The 18592-nt window shown below is 64.7% G+C and carries 20 protein-coding genes; 17 read left to right on the top strand and 3 right to left on the bottom strand.

Going from position 1 to position 18592, the window contains the following annotated elements; genetic code table 11:
* The first annotated feature begins 65 nt into the window (after positions 1-65).
* Both MTX23_RS30005 and MTX23_RS30000 read left to right on the top strand, forming a co-directional pair.
* Positions 66-1097 carry an alpha/beta fold hydrolase gene (locus MTX23_RS30005; protein ID WP_280973730.1) on the top strand — a complete coding sequence of 344 codons (1032 nt, stop codon included), beginning with the start codon at positions 66-68 and terminating at the stop codon, positions 1095-1097.
* Positions 1098-1111: 14 nt separating this feature from the next.
* On the top strand, positions 1112-2062 hold the full coding sequence (locus tag MTX23_RS30000) for a fatty acid desaturase (protein WP_280973729.1): 951 nt from the start codon (positions 1112-1114) through the stop codon (positions 2060-2062).
* Positions 2063-2067: 5 nt separating this feature from the next.
* Here MTX23_RS30000 and MTX23_RS29995 read toward each other — a convergent pair whose 3' ends face one another.
* Positions 2068-2679: a TetR/AcrR family transcriptional regulator gene (locus tag MTX23_RS29995; protein ID WP_280973728.1), complete on the bottom strand. Its 612-nt coding sequence runs from the start codon at positions 2677-2679 to the stop codon at positions 2068-2070.
* Positions 2680-2859: 180 nt separating this feature from the next.
* Here MTX23_RS29995 and MTX23_RS29990 point away from each other — a divergent pair, with 180 nt between their 5' ends.
* The 7 genes from MTX23_RS29990 to MTX23_RS29960 all read left to right on the top strand — a co-directional run bounded on the left by MTX23_RS29990 (position 2860) and on the right by MTX23_RS29960 (position 9615).
* A complete protein-coding gene (locus MTX23_RS29990) occupies positions 2860-3885 on the top strand; it encodes a histone deacetylase family protein (protein ID WP_280973727.1) in 1026 nt (341 codons plus the stop codon).
* A gap of 261 nt (positions 3886-4146) precedes the next feature.
* The gene (locus tag MTX23_RS29985; RefSeq protein ID WP_280973726.1) at positions 4147-5217 is read left to right on the top strand and encodes an aldose epimerase family protein; all 1071 of its coding nucleotides are present in this window, start codon (positions 4147-4149) and stop codon (positions 5215-5217) included.
* A gap of 35 nt (positions 5218-5252) precedes the next feature.
* Positions 5253-6131, top strand: a complete 879-nt coding sequence (locus MTX23_RS29980) for an SMP-30/gluconolactonase/LRE family protein (protein WP_280978254.1) — start codon at positions 5253-5255, stop codon at positions 6129-6131.
* Between the two features lie 79 nt (positions 6132-6210).
* A complete protein-coding gene (locus MTX23_RS29975; protein ID WP_280973725.1) occupies positions 6211-6939 on the top strand; it encodes a TetR/AcrR family transcriptional regulator in 729 nt (242 codons plus the stop codon).
* A gap of 18 nt (positions 6940-6957) precedes the next feature.
* The gene (locus MTX23_RS29970) at positions 6958-7827 is read left to right on the top strand and encodes a hypothetical protein (protein WP_280973724.1); all 870 of its coding nucleotides are present in this window, start codon (positions 6958-6960) and stop codon (positions 7825-7827) included.
* A complete protein-coding gene (locus tag MTX23_RS29965) occupies positions 7827-8750 on the top strand; it encodes a DUF1932 domain-containing protein (protein ID WP_280973723.1) in 924 nt (307 codons plus the stop codon). Before MTX23_RS29970 ends, MTX23_RS29965 begins: the two co-directional genes overlap by 1 nt.
* A gap of 91 nt (positions 8751-8841) precedes the next feature.
* Positions 8842-9615 (top strand): SDR family oxidoreductase, encoded by a 774-nt coding sequence (locus MTX23_RS29960; protein WP_280973722.1) that lies wholly within the window; start codon positions 8842-8844, stop codon positions 9613-9615.
* Positions 9616-9700: 85 nt separating this feature from the next.
* On the opposite strand, the gene MTX23_RS29955 is transcribed toward MTX23_RS29960, so the two are convergent.
* Positions 9701-10513: an enoyl-CoA hydratase gene (locus tag MTX23_RS29955; RefSeq protein ID WP_280973721.1), complete on the bottom strand. Its 813-nt coding sequence runs from the start codon at positions 10511-10513 to the stop codon at positions 9701-9703.
* A gap of 441 nt (positions 10514-10954) precedes the next feature.
* Here MTX23_RS29955 and MTX23_RS29950 point away from each other — a divergent pair, with 441 nt between their 5' ends.
* Positions 10955-11608 carry a PilZ domain-containing protein gene (locus MTX23_RS29950; RefSeq protein ID WP_280973720.1) on the top strand — a complete coding sequence of 218 codons (654 nt, stop codon included), beginning with the start codon at positions 10955-10957 and terminating at the stop codon, positions 11606-11608.
* Between the two features lie 67 nt (positions 11609-11675).
* On the top strand, positions 11676-11939 hold the full coding sequence (locus tag MTX23_RS29945) for a PilZ domain-containing protein (protein WP_280973719.1): 264 nt from the start codon (positions 11676-11678) through the stop codon (positions 11937-11939).
* A gap of 43 nt (positions 11940-11982) precedes the next feature.
* Here the strand turns inward: MTX23_RS29945 and MTX23_RS29940 are convergent, their stop codons facing one another.
* On the bottom strand, positions 11983-12672 hold the full coding sequence (locus tag MTX23_RS29940) for a hypothetical protein (RefSeq protein WP_280973718.1): 690 nt from the start codon (positions 12670-12672) through the stop codon (positions 11983-11985).
* Positions 12673-12837: 165 nt separating this feature from the next.
* Here MTX23_RS29940 and MTX23_RS29935 point away from each other — a divergent pair, with 165 nt between their 5' ends.
* The 6 genes from MTX23_RS29935 to MTX23_RS29910 all read left to right on the top strand — a co-directional run bounded on the left by MTX23_RS29935 (position 12838) and on the right by MTX23_RS29910 (position 18471).
* Positions 12838-13458, top strand: coding sequence for a class I SAM-dependent methyltransferase (locus tag MTX23_RS29935; RefSeq protein ID WP_280973717.1), 621 nt, complete (start codon positions 12838-12840; stop codon positions 13456-13458).
* Positions 13459-13571: 113 nt separating this feature from the next.
* A complete protein-coding gene (locus tag MTX23_RS29930; protein WP_280973716.1) occupies positions 13572-13982 on the top strand; it encodes a DOPA 4,5-dioxygenase family protein in 411 nt (136 codons plus the stop codon).
* 435 nt (positions 13983-14417) lie between these two features.
* Complete coding sequence (locus MTX23_RS29925; RefSeq protein ID WP_280973715.1) at positions 14418-15410, top strand: DUF2778 domain-containing protein; 993 nt, start codon at positions 14418-14420, stop codon at positions 15408-15410.
* A 248-nt stretch (positions 15411-15658) separates the two neighbouring features.
* A complete protein-coding gene (locus tag MTX23_RS29920; protein WP_280973714.1) occupies positions 15659-16708 on the top strand; it encodes an aromatic ring-hydroxylating dioxygenase subunit alpha in 1050 nt (349 codons plus the stop codon).
* Positions 16709-16722: 14 nt separating this feature from the next.
* Complete coding sequence (locus tag MTX23_RS29915) at positions 16723-17478, top strand: GntR family transcriptional regulator (RefSeq protein ID WP_280973713.1); 756 nt, start codon at positions 16723-16725, stop codon at positions 17476-17478.
* A 12-nt stretch (positions 17479-17490) separates the two neighbouring features.
* Positions 17491-18471: a PDR/VanB family oxidoreductase gene (locus MTX23_RS29910; protein ID WP_280973712.1), complete on the top strand. Its 981-nt coding sequence runs from the start codon at positions 17491-17493 to the stop codon at positions 18469-18471.
* Positions 18472-18592 lie beyond the last annotated feature (121 nt).

The raw sequence follows: 18592 nt of genomic DNA, 5'->3' as shown, positions 1-18592 counted from the left end.
AGTGTACTTATCGTACAGTTATTGAGGGCGCAGCGTTGCGCTTTTTACATCGGGGTCGATTGCCCATGACCACGCCTCGCGACTACGACGTGTTCGAAGCCGGCGAAGTGACGCTGCAAGGCGGCGCCGCGTTCCCGCGGCTCAGGCTGGCTTACAAGACCTTTGGCACGCTGAACGCGGTCAGGGACAACGTCATCCTCTATCCGACATCATTCAGCGCCCAGCACACCGACATCGAATGGCTGGTGCAGCCGGGCGGGGCGCTCGATCCCGACCGCTATTTCATCGTCATCGCGAACCTGTTCGGCAATGGTCTGTCATCCTCGCCGTCGAATTCAGGCGACGTGCTCGGCAATGCACCGTTTCCCGCCTTCAGCTATTACGACGCCGTTGCGATCCAGCGGCGGCTCCTGGTCGAGCGGTTTGGCGTATCCAGGCTCGCGCTGGTCTATGGCTGGTCGATGGGCGGCATGCAGGCCTATCACTGGGCGGCGCGCTATCCCGACATGGTGGAGCGGGTAGCCGTGGTCTGCGGCAGCGCCAGGTGCTCACCCTACAATCACGTCTTTCTCGAAGGCGTAAGAACCGCGCTGACGGCGGACCCCGCCTATCAGGACGGCCGCTTCGTCACGAAACCGGTGGCCGGCTTTCGTGCGATGGGGCGCGTCTATGCCGGCTGGGCAATGTCACATGAATTCTACCGCGACGAGGTCTGGCGCGAGGCCGGCTTCACATCCCTTGAGGATTACCTGGCCGGCTCATGGGATGGTGCCTTCGCCCGGCGCGACGCCAATGATCTGCTGGCGCAGATCGCGATCTGGCAGAGCGGCGACATCAGCCGCTGCGATGAATTCGGCGGCGACTTCGACCGTGCGCTGGCCGCGATCAAGGCGCACGTGCTGCTGATGCCCGGCCGCACCGACCGGTATTTCGACATGCGCGACAATGAGGGTGAACTTCCCCGGCTGGTCAATGCGCGTTCGGCAGCGCTGCGCGCGATCCCCTCGATCCACGGTCACCGCGCCGGCAATCCGATCAACAACGCCGCGGACCGCGCCTTTATCAACGCCGAGGTCTCGGCGCTGCTGCAACGCTGACATGTGGGGCGACCATGAGCACCGCAGAAACCCATGATGCCGGACCTCGTCTGAAGCCGCTGAGCCCGGAGCGCTTGCGCGATTTGTCGGTCAAATCGAATCTTCCCGGCGCGGTGCGCGCGGCAAGCCATTACGGGATGATCGTGATCGTCGGAGCGCTGATCTGGCTGGTCTCGTCGCGCTACGGCCTGCCATGGGCGTTCCCGCTGATTGCCGTGCAGGGCTACTTCGTCGCGTTCCTGTTCATGGTGGTGCATGAGACCGCGCACAAGACCGCGTTCCGCAGCCGTGCGCTCAATCTTGCTCTCGGCAATCTGTCCGCCTTCATGATTGGACTGCCTTACGAATATTACCACCTGTTTCATTGGGACCATCATCGCTATACGCAGGATCCTGAGAAGGATCCGGAGTTGATCGTCGGCCCCAAGCCAAGTTCGGACACGCAACTCGCGATCGCCTATTCGGGATTGCTGCAGGTGTTGGTCCGCATTCGCCTGATGTTGCGGCACGCTCTCACCGGCAAGGTGACCGTGCCCTGGATTCCGCAAAACAAGCGCGCATCGATCGTGACGGAGGCCAGGCTCTACCTTGCGGGCTATCTAACGTTGCTCGTAGCATCGCTTGCGCTGCATAGCGCCATCCTGCTCTGGGTCTGGATCGTGCCGCTGCTGGCCGGTCAGCTCATCCTGCGCCCCTACCTCTATGCGGAGCACACCGGTTGCGAGCGGACGCGCAGCGCGTTCGAGAACACGCGCACCACGATGACAGGCAAGATTATGAAATGGTTTGCCTGGAATATGCCTTACCATGTCGAGCATCACGCCTATCCGACGGTACCGTTCCACGCGCTGCCGAAGCTGAATGCGATCGTCGATGGCCATATCGTGTATCGCGGCAGGAGCTACCGCGCCGTGACCCGCGAGACCTGGGCGTGGTTTCGCCGTCAGCGGCAGACTGCCGGCTGATGATGTCATGCATCAGCGCGTGGCCGCAGCACCAGGTTGACGAGGTTGCGGGCGTAGGCCGAGGTCAGCGGCTTGATGCCGAAGACGTAGCGATAGAACAGGCTGCCATAGATCGCGTCATAGAGATCGCCGGGCGCGCCGCTGGCGCCGATGCTGCCGTCCTGCTGGCCGGCGATAATTGCCTCCAGCATCTTGCTGCGACGAAGGCCAAGGTAGCGCTTGTAGAACAGTTCCGCCGACCCGGTGCCAGAGATGCATTCCGAGATCACCGCGAGCTGGACGCGCCCGAATTCGCCCTGAAGCGCTTCGACATAGGTCGCCACGTGGCGGCGGATGCGTGCCACCGGAGCACCTGTCCCGGGCAACGGCACGGCGCGCGAGGCCTGGTCGAGGAAGGCGTCGATCAGCAGTGCTTCGCGCGACGGCCACCACTTGTAGATCGTCATCTTCGAGACATTGGAGTGGCGCGCGATCGCATCGATCGTGGTGGCGGCAAGGCCGGTGGTTGCCATCAACGTGTAGGCGCTTTGCAGGATGGCGGCGGTGGTCGCGGCGGAGCGCGGCCGGCCGCGGCGCGCCGTCGTGCCATCCTCCGTTTCCGCCTTGCTGCCAGCCATTGCCCGAATTCCTCCAGCGCGTCTGAATCATTGCACCATTGCGCCGGGCATAGCACAAATCGGGTCGTGTTTCAGACGCTCGACGGCGCGGATAGTGTACAAGCGGCGAATGGAGCTTTCGCGGCGTGCCCGCCGCACGCGCACAATGAGTCCGATCCAAACATCGAACAGGAGTATCTCGTGAAGGCCGTCTACAGTGAACTGCATCGCAGCCATGATCCGCAATTCTTTCTGGTGCGCGGCGTGGTTCAGCGCACCACCGAGCAACCCGAGCGCGCGGATCGCCTGCTGGCAGGGCTGAAGGCCGGCAGGCACACGCTGGTCGAGCCAACTGCGTTCGGGCAGGGACCGCGCGCACGCGTGCACAGCCCGGAATATCTGAGCTTCCTGGCCGAAGCGTGGGAGGCGTGGGCCGCGCTGGGCGACCAGGGGCCGGAGATGATCGCGAACATGCACCCGGTGCGAAACGCCGGCACCTATCCGACCCACATCGTCGGCAGGCTCGGCTGGCACACGGTGGACACCGCGTGCCCGATCGGTCCGGGGACCTGGGCCGGCGCCTGCGCATCGAGCGATGTTGCGGTGACCGCAGCGCAAATGGTGCTCGACGGCGAGGATGCCGTCTACGCGCTGTGCCGCCCGCCCGGCCATCATGCCTATCGCGACCTCGCCGGCGGTTTCTGCTTCCTCAACAACAGCGCGATTGCGGCCGAGCATCTGCGCCAGAAGCATGAGCGGGTCGCGATCCTCGACGTCGACGTGCATCACGGCAACGGCACACAGGGCATCTTCTATGAGCGACCGGACGTGTTCACCGTCTCGATCCACGCCCATCCGTCGTTCTTCTATCCGTTCGTGTGGGGCTATGCCCATGAACGCGGCGCAGGCCCTGGTCTCGGCGCCAATCTCAACATTCCGTTGCCGAAAGGCACCGGCGACGATGACTACATGAAGGCGCTCGTGGCGGCGGAGAAGGCGATCCGCGCCTTCGCGCCGACCGCGCTCGTGGTCGCCCTTGGCCTCGATGCCTCCGAAAAGGATCCACTTGCGGGCCTCGCTGTCACCACCGACGGGTTCCGGCGCATCGGCGAGGGGCTGGCCCGGTTCGGTTTGCCAACGGTGCTGGTGCAGGAGGGCGGTTATCTCTCCGATATCCTCGGCGCCAATTTGACGGCTGTGCTCGGCGGATTCGAAGCCGCGCGCTAGCCGCTCGCGCCGCTACATTGTGGCCTGATACGCGGCACCATCCAACATGACGCGTGTCAGGCCTGCGTGCTCGCAACTGACAGTAAAGAAGCCCGGCTAGGAATCAGCGTGAACTTGTGCTCTTCCTTGGGTTGTATCAGCCGGTCATGTCAGCTATGCGAGGACGGTCATGAGCGATCTGCTTCGTGTCGCCGTCGTCGGTTTCGGCGAGAGCGCGTGCAGGCAGCACGCGCCGGTGATCGAGGCGTATGAGGACTGACCATGACATCAGCCACCATCGATCGCGCGCCCTTTGGCAGATTGCCCGATGGTTCCCTGGTCGAACGCGTGACGCTGCGCGGTGCCGACGGTTTCGAGGCCACTATCCTGCCCTTCGGCGCCACGCTGCAATCGCTGATGACGCCCGATCGCGACGGGCATTGCGACGACATCGTCCTTGGCCATGACGAGTTCGGTGGCTATCTGGCGCAGCGCAAGTTCTTCGGCGCGACCGTGGGGCGCTATGCCAACCGGATCGCTGGCGCACGCTTCATGCTCGACGGGAAGACGGTTGTGCTCGACGCCAACAACGGTCCCAACGCATTGCATGGTGGCCTGGAGGGTTTCGATCGCAAGCTCTGGGAGATCGTTGAACTCACCGATAGTCCGGAGCCGACGCTGGCGCTGGCGCGCACAAGCCCGCATGGCGAGGAAGGCTATCCGGGCAATCTGCAGACGCGCGTGACCTATCGCGTGCGAGGTCCGACGGAGCTTTCGGTGACATTCGAGGCGACGACCGACCGTCCGACGCCTCTCAACCTGACCAACCACAGCTTCTTCAATCTCGAGGGCGCACGTTCGGGCATGCCAATTCTCGATCACCGGCTGATGATCGATGCGGATCACTTCCTCGCAGTCGACCCGACCGCGATTCCGCTGCCGGAGCCGCCGCGTCCGGTCGACGGTACGCCGTTTGACTTCCGGAAGCCCACAGCGATCGGCGCGCGCATCAGAATGGATGACGAGCAGCTGCGGCTCGGCCGCGGCTATGACCACAATTATTGTCTGGCGCCGGGCACGAGCCTCCGCCTGGCCGCACGCCTCGAGGCGCCGGGTAATGGCCGGGTCATGGAGCTGTTCACCGATCAGCCGGGATTGCAGTTCTATTCGGGCAATTTCCTCGACGGCTCCACTGCCGGCAAGGGCAATCGTCTGTACCGCCAATCGGACGCGTTGTGTCTCGAGCCGCATGCGTGGCCGGATACGCCCAACCGGCCCGACTTTCCGTCGGCGCGGCTCGATCCTGGCCAGGTCTATCGGCGCTCGATCATCTATCACTTCTCAACGCTGTGAGCATCGAAATGGCAGATCATGTCGCCGACGTATTGATGGAGGAAGTACCGACATCGGTGCTGTCGGCCGAACGCTGCCATCTCGGCGAAGGGCCAACCTATGATGCCGCGACCGATACCGCCTGGTGGTTCGACATCCGCGAGCGCCGCCTGTTCGAGCATCGTTTTGCGGATGGGCGCACCATCGTTCACGGCTTGCCGAAGATGGCGAGCGCGCTGGCGCGGATCGACGCCGAGCGGCAGCTCGTCCTCACCGAGGATGGACTCTATGTTCGTCAGGTCGCAGACGGCCGCATGGAGCTGTTTGTTCCGCTGGAAGCGGATAATCCCGTGACGCGCTCAAACGACGCGCGCGTGCATCCCTCGGGCACGTTCTGGCTCGGTACCATGGGACGCCAAGCGGAGAAAGCGGCGGGCGCGATCTACGCATTGCATCGCGGCCGCATCACGCGGCTCTATTCCGGGATCACGATCCCGAACGCGATCTGCTTTTCGCCCACGGGCAACATCGGCTATTTCGCGGATACCGCGACGAACATGCTGTATCGCGTGCCGCTCGATGCATCGACCGGCTTGCCGGTCGGCGAGCCCGTTATGCTGATCAGACACGAAGGTGCCGGCGGGCTGGACGGCGCGATCGTCGACGCGGACGGCATGATCTGGAACGCGCGCTGGGGCGGCGGTTGCGTCGATGTCTACGATCCCAACGGCCGCCGCCGTCGTTCGCTGCGCGTGCCGGCGAGGCAATCCAGTTGCCCCGCTTTTGTCGGCCGCGACTTCTCGCGCGTGCTGGTCACCTCGGCCTGGCAAGACATGGACGAGGCGCAGCGGGCCACCGATCCCGAACATGGCAGGACCTTCCTGCTCGACGCTGCGGCGCACGGCCGCGCCGAGCCGGACGTCAAACCGTTCTGACGGATGTGCGCGGCACGGCGGCGCGGGCGCATTCGCCTCCTTGTTGACGCGACCTGATTATTTGTACGATAGTACAAATATGGTCCGCAAACCCGCGAAGGCCCCCGGCACACGCAGGCCGAACATGCGTGAGGCGATCCTCGCCGCGGCGGAGGAATTGTTCTCGACCTACGGCTTCAACGCCGTGTCGGTGCGCGACATCGCGCAGGCCGCCGGCGCCAATCCCGGCAGCGTGACCTATCACTTCAAGACCAAGGACGGCCTGCTGCTCGAAATCTACCGGCGCCACTGCGGCCCGATGAACCTGCGGCGCTCCGAATTGCTGGCAGCGGCGAGGCGGGTGCGCGACCTGGAGGACCGGCTGGAGGCGATCGTACGCGCCTATGTGCTGCCGGCCTTCACCTCGGGCAGCGACCTCGCCGGTGGCGGGACGCGCTTCACGCGGCTGCGCGCGATCATGTCGGCGGAGGGCAATGAGGTCGTGCGGCGGATCATCGCGCAGACCTTCGATGACACCAGCCATGCCTTCATCGATGCGATCCATGAAAGCCTGCCGCATATTCCGCGCACCGACATCGTCTGGCGCGGCCACTTCCTGCTCGGCGCGCTCTACTACACGCTGGTGACGCCGGAGCGCGTCTCCCGGCTGTCGCGCGGCAGTGCCGACGGCACCGACGCCGGCCACGCGATCGAGGAGCTGGTGCGTGCGACGGTCGCGTCGCTGCAGGCCGCCCCGCTCGATCAAACGGCGCTCGTCCGACGCAAAACAACGATTGCGGCGAGAACCCAGGGCGAACGCTGGCCGTAATTTCCGGAGTTCGCTGATATGGACAGACTTCGTCTGCGCACCGTGCTCGGCAATTATCCGCACGTTCAGGCGATCAAGATGAGCGCGCTGCGATCGAACCTGTTCGATCTCGATCTCATTGAATTCACGCCGGCCAACGCTGCCTTCAAGCCGATGGTGCGGGAGCAGGCGTTCGACGTCTGCGAGATGGCGATCGTCACCTATCTGATGGCGAAGACGCGCGGCAAACCGCTGGTGCTGCTGCCGGCCGTCATGCTCGGCCGGTTCCAGCATGGCCATGCGCTCTATCGCGCCGATCGCGGCGCGCTTGCGCCCGGCGATCTTGAAGGCAAGCGGGTCGGCATTCGCTCGTTCACGACCACGACAGGGGCCTGGATGCGCGGCATCCTTGCCAATGATTACGGCGTGAACCTCGGCAGGATCGATTGGGTGACCTTCGAGGATCCGCATGTCGCCGAATATGTCGACAGAACGGAGCGTGCGCCGAGGGGGAAGAGCATCATCCAGATGCTGAAGGACGGCGAGCTCGACGCCGTGCTGGGCGAGACGTCGAACGATCCCGCGCTCAAGCCTTTGTTCGAGGATCCGGCCGGAGAGTCTGCGCGCTGGTATCGGCGCCATGGCGTCGTGCCGGTCAATCATCTGGTGGTGGTGACGGAAACGCTTGCAGCGTCGCGGCCTGACGTGGTGCGCGAGCTCTACGCGTTGCTCAAGCGCGGCAAGGCGAATGCAGGACCGTCCGGCGTCCCGGACGTGCTGCCGTTCGGCGTCGAGGCGAACCGCAAGCCGCTCGAACTGATCATCGACTATTGCGTTCAGCAGGCGTTGATCCCCCGGCGCTTACAGGTGGACGAGCTGTTTGACGACACAACACGGGATTTGAACTGATGACCGTCGCGAACGATCCAAGGCAATGGCAGGTCGGCCTGCTCGGCTACGGCGAAGTCGGCCGCATCCTCGCCGAAGACCTGCGCAAGCAAGGCGTCAAGGTCTGCGCCTACGACGTCAAGCTCGGGAGCGAACAGGGAAAGCCGTTGCGTGAGCATGCGGCGGGGATCGGGGTCGAGCTGACGCGATCGCATGCGGATCTCGCGGGCCAGTCGGATTTCATCGTCTCGGCGGTGACGGCGAGCCAGGCAGTGCCGGTGGCCGAGGCCTGCGCGCCGGCGATCAGGAAGGATGCCTGGTTCCTCGATTTCAACTCGGCGTCACCCGGCGCCAAGCAGCGCGCCGCATCTTGTATCGACGGTGCCGGCGGCCGCTATGTCGAGGGCGCGGTGATGACCTCGGTGCCGCCCTACCGGATCAAGGTGCCGCTGTTGCTCGGCGGCCGTGGAGCGCGGGAGCTGGCGCCGCTATTGGTTGCGCTCGGTTTCGCGGCCAAGGTCGCAAGCGACCAGCTCGGCGTCTCCTCGGCGGTCAAGATGTGCCGCAGCATCATTATCAAGGGCCTGGAGGCCATGGTCATCGAAAGCTTCACGACCGCGCGAGCCTATGGCGTCGAGGATGCGGTGCTCGCCTCGCTGAAGGAGACCTTTCCAGCGATCGACTGGGAGAAGCAGGGCGCCTATTTCTTCCAGCGCGTGATCGAACACGGCCGGCGGCGCGCCGAAGAGGTTCGTGAGGTAGCGGAGACCGTGCGCGAGGCCGGGCTGACGCCATGGTCGGCGTCGGGGACCGCGGAACGGCAGGCCTGGATCGCCGACCTTGCCGACGAAGGCGTGTTCGGAACCAAGGGGACGCCGGAGTTCGCCCGCAGCCCGGACTGGCGCGCCGAGGCCGACCGGATCCTGGCGCGGGTCAAATCCTGATCGCGTGAGTGCTGCGGAGAATCCGCCGCGTTCCCTGTCGCCGCATGATGCGCTATTGCTCCGGGAAAGCTCTTTTCCTGGAGGCACTCCCATGAAGTTTTCCGGCAAGGTCATCGCCATCACGGGCGCGGCGCGTGGCATTGGCAAGGCTTGCGCTGAACGCTTTCTCTCCGATGGCGCCAAGGTCGTAATCTCGGATGTCGATGGTGCGGCGCTGGCCAAGGCGGCCGGCGAGCTTGGGCCTGCGAATGACCTGCGCACCGTCGAGGCCGACGTCAGCAAGCGCGCCGATGTCGACCGTATCGTCGCCACGGCCGTGAAGGAATTCGGCCGGCTCGACGTCATGGTCAACAATGCCGGCGTCGCGCGCAATCGGGATTTCCTCGAGATCACCGAAGCCGAGTTCGAGGACGTTATGGGGATCAACCTTAAGGGCGCGTTCTTCGGCGTCCAGGCCGCGGCCCGCCAGATGATCGCGCAGGGCGGCGGAGGCGTGGTCGTCAACATGTCCTCGGTCAACGCGCTGCTCGCGATCCCCTCGCTTGCGACCTATGCGATGTCCAAGGGCGCGATGAAGCAGCTTACCTCGGTCGCGGCGGTAGCGCTGGCACCGCACGGCATCCGCGTCGTGGCGGTCGGGCCCGGCACGATCCTGACCGAGATGGTGGCAAACGCGATCTTCTCCTCCGAGGAGGCGCGGCGCAGCGTGCTGTCGCGTACGCCGGCCGGCCGGTGCGGCCAGCCGAGCGAGGTCGCCTCGGTCGTGGCGTTCCTGGCCAGCGAGGATGCCTCCTACATTACCGGCCAGACGATCTATCCGGATGGCGGGCGGCTGATCCTCAACTACACGGTCCCGGTCAGCTAGCAGAAACAGGTGGCGTCAGTCGCGAGGGCGGACGGAACTGTGCGATCTCTCCCCGCAAGCGTGGCGAGGTGCAAGTCACCCTGTCCTACCGGCCCTTGAACTGCGGCTTGCGCTTTTCCATGAAGGCGCGCCGGCCCTCCCGAAAATCCTCGCTGTCCATGCAGTCGATGCCGATCTGCTTGATCGCGGCCATGTCGCGGTCGTCAGGATCCTTCAGCACCTGTGCAATGGTGATCTTGGCGGCCTTGATCGCGAGCGGCGCATTGCCCGAGATGGTGCGCGCGATCTCCATCGTCGCGTCCCAGTGCTCGGCATCCGGCAGCACCCGATCGACCAGCCCAATCCGCAGCGCCTCCGCGGAATCGATCCGCATGCCCGTGTACATGATCAGCCGCGCCCAGGATGGGCCGACCAGCGAGACCAGGTGGCGCAGCCCGTCATAGCCATAGGCGATGCCGAGCTTGGCGGCGGGAATGCCGAACTGGCCGCTTGCGCCGGCGATGCGGATGTCGGCGAGCATCGCGACCTGCATGCCGCCGCCGAGGCAGAAGCCGCGGATGCAGGCGATGGTCGGCTTCGGATAGTCGGCGAGCAGGGCGCGCTGGGCGGCGCTGCGCCGTGAATATTCCTCCGAGGCTTCGGCGTTGTGTCTGGTCTTCTCGAATTGGCTGATGTCGGCGCCCGAGACGAAGGCCTTGTCCCCGGCGCCGACCAGGATCACGACGCGGACACCGGGATCATCGCGCAACGCTGCCAGCGCCTCGCCAAAGCCTTCCCACATCTCCAGCGACATCGCGTTGCGCTTCTCGGGATTGTTGAAGGTGATGACGCCGACGCCGTCGACCACGCTTTGCAAGATCTTGCCGTCGGCGAGCGATTTCTGGGGAATGTTGGGCATGCGGCGGTCCGGTCTGGTTCAGGAATCGAGGAGCGACTCGAACAGGCGCATCCGAGCTTGCCCCTCAATCGCGAGTCTAGCGAAAACCGCCCACCAGTCATCCCGCCTCGGGAGACGACCTGATACACGCGGAACGCGCTTTTGCATGGCTTTTCTGCTCTCCGTAGTTGTGCGGTGTGAGAAATAAACATCCGGGAAAGGGTTGAGCGCTAGAGTGGCCGCAGCCCGCGTCCGTCCCGGGTTTAGTTTTTATTAGCAATTTGCCGGTAGAACCGTGCTGCACCCGTCCGCCGGGACCGATCCCGCGCCAGGTTGTGGCGTAAGCCGCAGCGTCCGCTGCCGGCGGAGCGTCGGTACGGTTGGACCGAACCCGGGGGCCGGCTAGGAAAGTCAATCCGTCCGAAACTTGTGCGATCAGATCACGTCCAGCGAGGCCTTGCCGTGTCTGTTGAAAAGTTTCTCAAGCAGCGCGCGGTCAAGATCATCGTTGACGGCAGCTACACGCTGCCGAACTGGTACGACGCGCAGGGCCGGCTGCGCACCTTCGCCTGCCGCACAAAGCGCGTCTCGCCGTTCCGCATGATTGTCGACGTCCCGGTGGTCGGCAAGATCGGGGACCGGCTGACGTCGTATTTTGAGGAGTTCGGCAGGTTCGAGGGCTCCATCACCGACACCATGAGCGGGAGCTTTCTGTTCGAACTCGAGATGACTCGCGCGATGCGCGAGAAGTTCGCCGACAAGCTGACCTGGATCGAGAAGAGGCAGAAGGATCCTAGCATCCGCGAGGTGCGCGACAATCCGCGCTTCGTTCCTTCGAATCCGCACGCCGTGTTGACGCTGGCCGACGGCAGCACGCGAGGTTGTTTCCTGATCGACGTTTCGCAGTCGGGGGCGGCGGTGTCTTCCGAGGTGCAGCCGCCGATCGGCATGCCGCTCGCAGTCGGTGCGTGCATCGGGCGCGTAGTCAGGCATCTTCCGAACGGATTCGCGATCAAGTTCGTCGAGACCTACAAGCAGAAGGACCTGGTGCGGCTCATCTCGCGCAAGACCAGGGAGCCTCAATCGGCCTCCGCCGAGGCCGATTCGGTCGCGTAGCAGGCGGCTGCCGACGATGACCGGGCAGGAGCGACGATCATCATCGCGGATCAGGTTCGAGCAGCCGATGCCCGCGCAATTAATGGCGATCGACGGCACGTGGCGGCGCGAGTGCACGATGGACAACGTCTCCGAGAATGGGGCGAGGCTGACCGTCGGCGCCTCGATCGAGGGCCTGAACCTGGTCGAGTTCTTTCTGCCGCTCTCCTCGAAGGGGCTCGCGTACCGGCGCTGCAAGCTCGCCTGGGTCAACGGCGACCAGATCGGCGTCACGTTCCTGCGGCGCGGCAAGACGCCGGTGAAGCCGCCGCGCAGCGAGGCGGCCGTCTAGCTGGTTGCGCTGCGCCGGCAGCGATCCTGCCTGACGTGGCTGGTCATGGTGCAAGATCCTCCGGATCCTGCGCCGACTTCAGGCGCGAGGCGCCGTCGTCCGGCGTCACCGCGATCGCAATCTCCCGCGCGAGGTTGGTGCATTCGGCCCATAGCAGGAAGAACACCAGCGGCGGCCGCTGGCCCGCTTGCAGCATCTGCCGGCAACGCTCCGCGGCACCATCCATCGCCCACCACTGCCGGGCGACGACCATGACCCTGCGGAAGCTGCGCAAGGTGCCGGAGAATTTCTGCGGATCGGCACCCGAGAGGGCCCCGCAATGGTTCAGCCAGTTCAGCGCAGCGTAGATCGCGATCCCGTAATCCTCGATCGCAGTGCCCGTGAAATCGATGATCGTGTCCTCGTGCGGGCGTTGCCGCAGGAAGGCGTCGATCGTCTCGGCCTGGCGGGCGGGATCGACGAGCAGCGCGGTGTCCTGCCGCGGCACCATCGGGAGATAGCGCATGGCCTCGAGCCGCGTATGCTCCCAGATCGCGCGGCCATCGGCGTTTGTGTCTGCCGGCTTGCGTTTGCAGGCCGGATAGACCAGCGCGCCGTTGTCGACGAGATCGAGATAACGCGGCACCGCCTTGTCGAGTGCGGCGAGAAACGCCAACGGGTCGGTGTGGCCGCCGAAGTCGAAGGCGGCATCCTCCGAAGGCTTCTTGACGCGTGTCCAGCCAAACGTGGCCATGCGGGCGCCCCAATCTCAACCTGTCTCTAGGCTAGATGGAAAATCGGACAAATCAAATGCGGCATTTGCGGCCGGTTGACGGGGGTAATCGCGGCTCATAAGTCATGGTCATCGGTGCGCAACGCAGCTTGCCCCGCAACCACCGACTGCCGGGACCGCTTCGCCATGACCGCCTCAGATCGTCAATCGCATTGGCAGACCGTCTACCTGACCAAGGGCGAGCAGCAGGTGAGCTGGTCGCAAGCCGATCCGCAGCCCTCGCTGCGCCTGATCGAATCGGTCGCCGCGAGCCGGGACGCGTCCATCGTCGACGTCGGTGGCGGGGCGTCGCGCCTCGTCGATGCTCTGCTGACGGATGGATTTCATACGCTGACGGTGCTCGACATCTCCGATGCCGCACTCACGAGGGCGCGGGAGCGGCTCGGCGCAGCGGGCGAAGGCGTGCGCTGGATCGCGCGCGATGCGACTCTCTGGCAGCCAGAGCAAGTCTTCGACGTCTGGCACGACCGCGCGGCATTTCATTTCCTGGTCGAGGAGGCGGACCGCTCGGCCTATCTCGACCGGCTCAATCGCGGCGTCAGGCCGGGCGGTCACGCCGTCGTCGGCACCTTCGCGCTCGATGGTCCGGAGAAATGCAGTGGCCTGCCGGTGCAGCGCTACGATTCCGTGACGCTCAGCCGGACGATTGGTCCGGCATTCGAGCTGGTCGCGCAGGAGCCGCATCGGCACGTCACGCCCTGGGGCGCGACGCAGTCTTTCCAGTTCAGCGTGCTGCGGAGGAAGTGACCGTCTGCAAAGGCAAGTTGCAGGACAGGAAACAGGACAGGAAAGTTGCGGAAGGACGCGCACACGCTGTTCGAGAGCCTGCTGACCGGCCTTAGTGAGGGAGGGGTGACCAGATGACGGACGCGCCACGCACCATCGGCGAGATCGCGAGCTATCACGCCCATGTCTATTACGACCCCTCGAGCAGCCGGGGCGAGGCGGAGCAGCTGCGCAATTGGATCGGCGAACGCTTCCTGGTCACGCTCGGGCGCTGGCACGACGTCAAGGTCGGCCCGCACGACCAGGCGATGTATCAGGTGGCGTTCGCGGCCGAGTTGTTTCCCACGCTCGTGCCATGGCTGATGCTGAATCACGGCAGCCTGAGCATCCTGGTTCATCCCAACACGACCAATCCGCGGCGCGATCATCGCGACGATCCGCTCTGGATCGGGACGCCGCTCGCGGTCCATGCCGACAAGCTGCCGGAAGAGGCCGAGATCGAGCAGGCACCGGCGCCGAACACGAGGCCGAGCTTGCGTCCCTGAGTTGCCCGGACTGGGTTCAGGCTCAGCGTCCGGACATGTAAAGTTTGAGCGAATTGCGTTGCAACAAGCCGCTTCAAACTCGACGAGCTGCGTCTGATCGGGGTCGACTTTGTTCAGGGCTATGCCATCGGCAAGCCCGTGCCGGTTCTCGCCCTGCGGGAGGAGAAGATCGCCTGAAGGGGGATTGACCCGAATCGGGACGCTTTCCGCCGTTTGAGGCTCTCTGGGCACTGACTCGGGGTATTTTCCACCCCCAGAAGCTTAAAAAAGCGTGCTGTCGTCCCTCTCTGTCTCGATTATGCCTTACTCTAATTCCCTGATATACTGAGGTTTCGGTGAATCCCACATGGGCCGGAACAGGCCCGAGAACACCGAACTTGGGGATGGATGGGTCAACGAACGACGAAAGCTGCCGGGCGCAGGTCCAGCCGCGGCATGTCATTGGTGGGCAGCACGGCATTGGCCGTCGGCGCGCTTGCCTTGTCGTCGGGTTTTGCCGCCTGGATGGTCGGCGTTGATCCCGCCGCCTGGCTGCATGGGCCGGCGTTGGCCAATACCTCTGCCGCGCTGACTTTCGACGATCGCTTCGGCTCCCGCTCCACGCTCAATTCGGCTTCGATCTATTATCCTCTGCGCCGTGATATCCGTTTGGATCGCGCTGACTTCAAGACCGAGTTCGACCAGATTGAAGACGCGCTGGCTGGCCAGGAGTTGCGCAACACGTGGATCGATCTGCCCACCCAGGAGGAGGAGACAGCCGCCTTGCCGCCGCCCGCGCCGGCTGTCGCAGCAATACCGATGCCACGATCCCGCCCGGCCGAGGCCAACCTGATTGCGCGGAACGATACGCCGCCCCCGCCGCCGCCAGCGCCGGTGCAGCAGGCCGATAACCGGACGTTCTTCCAGAAGATTGCCGACATGATGCCGGCAAAGCTGCAACTGGCCTCGCTCGATCCGAATGACGGGCTGCTGTCTGGTCCGAGCCCGAACCTCAGCGCGCTCGGCTACGACAGCGCCACAGCGGTCTACGACATCACCGGGCGCGTCGTGTACATGCCCGACGGCACCAAGTTCGAGGCGCATTCCGGTCTCGGCAACCTGCTGGACGATCCGGCGCATGTGAACGCCCGCAACGCCGGTGCGACGCCACCCGGCATCTATGAGATGAAGCCGCGCGAAAAGCTGTTCCACGGTGTGCCCGCGTTGCGGATGACCCCGGTCGACGGCAGCGACACGTTCGGACGCGTCGGCCTGCTCGTCCACAGCTACATGCTCGGTCCGAACGGCGACTCCAACGGCTGCATCTCGGTCAAGCACTACGACAAGTTTCTGCAAGCCTACCGCAGCGGCCTGGTCAAGCGCATCGCCGTCGTGGTCAGCATCAAGGACACGAAGTCGGCTTCCAGCCGCTCACCGTCGAACTCGTAAGTCGCCTTCCATCCAATTCTAAGTTTTTCCGGCGCGAATGGCGCCGAGCAACTAGGCGCGTCCCGCGTCGCGGGTATGCGGCCAATGCGGGGCCAGCTTCGGCCACCGCGAATTCCTCCCGAGCTTCATTATTTGCGCCGCTATGTATACCTACGTGGGGGATGTAGGTAATTTAACACCAGAATTTGCGCATATATGCGAATTTATGTATACATGACGTACCCAAAATCAGATGCCTGGAGGCCGCTATGTCAAAACCCTTCCCGATGAACGCGTGGTACGCGGCCGGCTGGGACGCCGAAATCAAGCATGCGCTGCTGCCGCGCACGATCTGCGGCAAGCATGTCGTGATGTATCGGAAGGGGGACGACGAGGTCGTGGCGCTGGAGGATGCCTGCTGGCACCGCCTGGTGCCGCTGTCCAAGGGTCGGCTCGAGGGCGACGCCGTGGTCTGCGGTTATCACGGCCTGAAATACAATGCGCAGGGCCGCTGCACTTTCATGCCCTCGCAGGAGACGATCAATCCGTCGGCCTGCGTGCGCGCCTATCCGGTGGTTGAACGTCACCGCTTCGTCTGGCTTTGGATGGGCGATCCTGCGCTCGCTGACCCCGAACTGGTGCCCGACATGCACTGGAATGACGATCCCGCCTGGGCCGGCGATGGCAAGACCATTCACGTCAAGTGCGACTACCGTCTCGTGGTCGATAACCTCATGGATCTCACCCACGAAACCTTCGTGCACGGCTCCAGCATCGGCAATGACGCGGTCGCCGAAGCTCCTTTCGACGTCACCCATGGCGAGAAGACTGTGACGGTGACGCGCTGGATGAAAGGCATCGAGGCTCCGCCGTTCTGGGCCAAGCAGTTGCAGAAGCCGGGTCCGGTCGACCGATGGCAGATCATCCGTTTCGAGGCGCCATGCACGGTCAATATCGATGTCGGCGTCGCGCCGGCCGGATCGGGCGCACCCGAAGGCGACCGCTCGGCGGGCGTCAACGGCTATGTGCTCAATACCATCACGCCCGAGACCGAGAAGACCTGTCACTACTTCTGGGCCTTCGTGCGCAATCACCGCCTCACCGAGCAGCGCCTGACCACGGAGATCCGCGAGGGCGTCGCCGGCATCTTCCACGAGGACGAGATCATTCTCGAGGCGCAACAGCGCGCCATGGACGAGAACCCTGACCGCGTGTTCTACAACCTCAACATCGATGCCGGCGCGATGTGGGCGCGACGCGTCATCGATCGCATGGTGGCGAAGGAAAACCCGCCCCAGCACCTGCAGGCGGCCGAGTAGCCAAGGAGCGAGCAATGCCGGAACGCGAGGCCGATCGCTCCGTGTCGCAGACCGTGCGCGCACAGCTCGCGCTGCGCGACCTGATCCTCTCTGGCGGTCTCCGTCCGGGCGAGCGCATCTCGGAATTGCAGGCGGTCGAAACCACCGGCGTCTCGCGGACGCCGGTGCGGATGGCGCTGGTGCGGCTGGAGGAGGAAGGCCTGCTGGAGGCGATCCCGTCGGGCGGTTTCATGGTCAAGGCATTCTCCGAGCGCGACATTCTCGACTCGATCGAGCTGCGCGGCACGCTCGAGGGTCTTGCCGCGCGCTTTGCCGCCGAACGCGGCGTGTCCGCGCGCGACCTCGAGCCGTTGAAGGAATGCCTGAACGAGATCGATGGCCTGGTGCGCCAGGATCCGGTCTCGGTCGAGGCGTTCTCGTCCTATGTCGCGCTGAACGCGCGTTTCCATGCGCTGCTTACCGAGCTGTCGCGCAGTCCGCCGCTGATCCGGCAGATCGACCGCGCCTCGGCGCTGCCGTTCGCCTCGCCGAGCGGCTTCGTGATGGCGCAATCGGCCTTGCCCGAGGCGCGCCAGATCCTGCTGATCGCACAGGATCATCACCGCGTCGTGGTCGACGCCATCGAGAACCGGGAGGGTGGACGAGCAGAGGCCGTCATGCGCGAGCATGCGCGGCTTGCTGCGCGCAATCTGCGGCTGGCGCTGCGCAACCGGACCCATCTCGACCTGTTACCGGCCTTGGCACTAATCAAATCGGCCGCGGCCGATTGAGCGGGGAGTCTTATGCGCTTCATCGAGACCTGGACGCCTGCAACCGTCGTCGCCACGCGCGACCTCACGCCCGGCATCCGTGAATTCCTGCTGCGCCCCGATCGCGTCGCCGTGGCGCCCTATCCGGTCGGCAGCCATATCCAGATCGGCGTCACGATCGATGGACGCCCGCAGACGCGTTCCTACTCGCTGGTCGGGGAAGCGGATGCGCAAGGTTATCGGATCGCGGTGCGCCGCGCGCCGGAGTCCCGCGGCGGCTCGCGCTATATGTGGTCGCTCGAACCGGGGGCGCGGATCAACATCACGCTGCCGACATCGCTGGTGCAACTCGACTGGACGCGACGGCATGTCTGCCTTGTGGCCGGCGGCATCGGCATCACGCCGATCGTCGGCGCGGCGCAGGCGCTCGCCCGCCGCAACGCGGAAGTTACGCTGCATTATGCGGTGCGCTCGCGCGATGATGCTGCCTATCTCGACGTGCTCGAAGCGCTGCTCGGCCGGCGCCTGATCGTCTACGCCGGCGACGAGAGCCGTCGGCTCGATCTCGGTGCGGTGTTCGCGGCGCTGTCGCAGGATGCGATGACGTTGCTCTGCGGCCCGATGCGGATGCTGGACGCAGCGCGGCACGCCTGGGAGGCCGCTGGCCGGCCGATAGCCGATCTGCGCTATGAGACATTCGGATCGAGCGGGCTGCTGCCGACCGAAGCATTCCGCGTGCGGTTGAAGCAGGAGGGTGTCGAGGTCGTGATCCCGCATGACCGGACGATGCTTGATGTGCTCAACGACGCCGGCCACGAGGTGATGAGCGACTGCCGCCGCGGCGAATGCGGCGTATGTGCGCTTGATGTGCTCGATGTCGACGGCGAGATCGATCATCGCGACGTCTTCTTCAGCGAGCGTGAGCGGCGGAAAGGCCGCAAGATCTGCGCCTGCGTGTCGCGCGCCCGCGGCATCATCACGGTGGACACTTTGCACCGGGCGGACCCGGCCTGAGGCAACCCATCGCCTCACGCCGTCGCTAAAGCGCGATGAGATTGGATCGAATCGTCATCGCGCTTTAGCTCCTCGTTTGAACATGATCTTTTCGGAAAACCACTTCACACTTTTCCGGATC

It is taken from the genome of Bradyrhizobium sp. ISRA436, from assembly GCF_029910015.1.
Classification (GTDB): domain Bacteria; phylum Pseudomonadota; class Alphaproteobacteria; order Rhizobiales; family Xanthobacteraceae; genus Bradyrhizobium.
This window is presented reverse-complemented; position numbering and strand designations above follow the sequence as displayed.

Coding starts and splice junctions, on each gene's coding strand:
- MTX23_RS29925 (WP_280973715.1), top strand. CDS start 14,418: ATGTCATTGGTGGGCAGCACGGCATTGGCCGTCGGCGCGCTTGCCTTG.
- MTX23_RS29970 (WP_280973724.1), top strand. CDS start 6,958: ATGGACAGACTTCGTCTGCGCACCGTGCTCGGCAATTATCCGCACGTT.
- MTX23_RS29920 (WP_280973714.1), top strand. CDS start 15,659: ATGTCAAAACCCTTCCCGATGAACGCGTGGTACGCGGCCGGCTGGGAC.
- MTX23_RS29945 (WP_280973719.1), top strand. CDS start 11,676: ATGCCCGCGCAATTAATGGCGATCGACGGCACGTGGCGGCGCGAGTGC.
- MTX23_RS29935 (WP_280973717.1), top strand. CDS start 12,838: ATGACCGCCTCAGATCGTCAATCGCATTGGCAGACCGTCTACCTGACC.
- MTX23_RS30005 (WP_280973730.1), top strand. CDS start 66: ATGACCACGCCTCGCGACTACGACGTGTTCGAAGCCGGCGAAGTGACG.
- MTX23_RS30000 (WP_280973729.1), top strand. CDS start 1,112: ATGAGCACCGCAGAAACCCATGATGCCGGACCTCGTCTGAAGCCGCTG.
- MTX23_RS29955 (WP_280973721.1), bottom strand. CDS start 10,513: ATGCCCAACATTCCCCAGAAATCGCTCGCCGACGGCAAGATCTTGCAA.
- MTX23_RS29910 (WP_280973712.1), top strand. CDS start 17,491: ATGCGCTTCATCGAGACCTGGACGCCTGCAACCGTCGTCGCCACGCGC.
- MTX23_RS29995 (WP_280973728.1), bottom strand. CDS start 2,679: ATGGCTGGCAGCAAGGCGGAAACGGAGGATGGCACGACGGCGCGCCGC.
- MTX23_RS29965 (WP_280973723.1), top strand. CDS start 7,827: ATGACCGTCGCGAACGATCCAAGGCAATGGCAGGTCGGCCTGCTCGGC.
- MTX23_RS29940 (WP_280973718.1), bottom strand. CDS start 12,672: ATGGCCACGTTTGGCTGGACACGCGTCAAGAAGCCTTCGGAGGATGCC.
- MTX23_RS29915 (WP_280973713.1), top strand. CDS start 16,723: ATGCCGGAACGCGAGGCCGATCGCTCCGTGTCGCAGACCGTGCGCGCA.
- MTX23_RS29985 (WP_280973726.1), top strand. CDS start 4,147: ATGACATCAGCCACCATCGATCGCGCGCCCTTTGGCAGATTGCCCGAT.
- MTX23_RS29975 (WP_280973725.1), top strand. CDS start 6,211: ATGGTCCGCAAACCCGCGAAGGCCCCCGGCACACGCAGGCCGAACATG.
- MTX23_RS29960 (WP_280973722.1), top strand. CDS start 8,842: ATGAAGTTTTCCGGCAAGGTCATCGCCATCACGGGCGCGGCGCGTGGC.
- MTX23_RS29980 (WP_280978254.1), top strand. CDS start 5,253: ATGGAGGAAGTACCGACATCGGTGCTGTCGGCCGAACGCTGCCATCTC.
- MTX23_RS29930 (WP_280973716.1), top strand. CDS start 13,572: ATGACGGACGCGCCACGCACCATCGGCGAGATCGCGAGCTATCACGCC.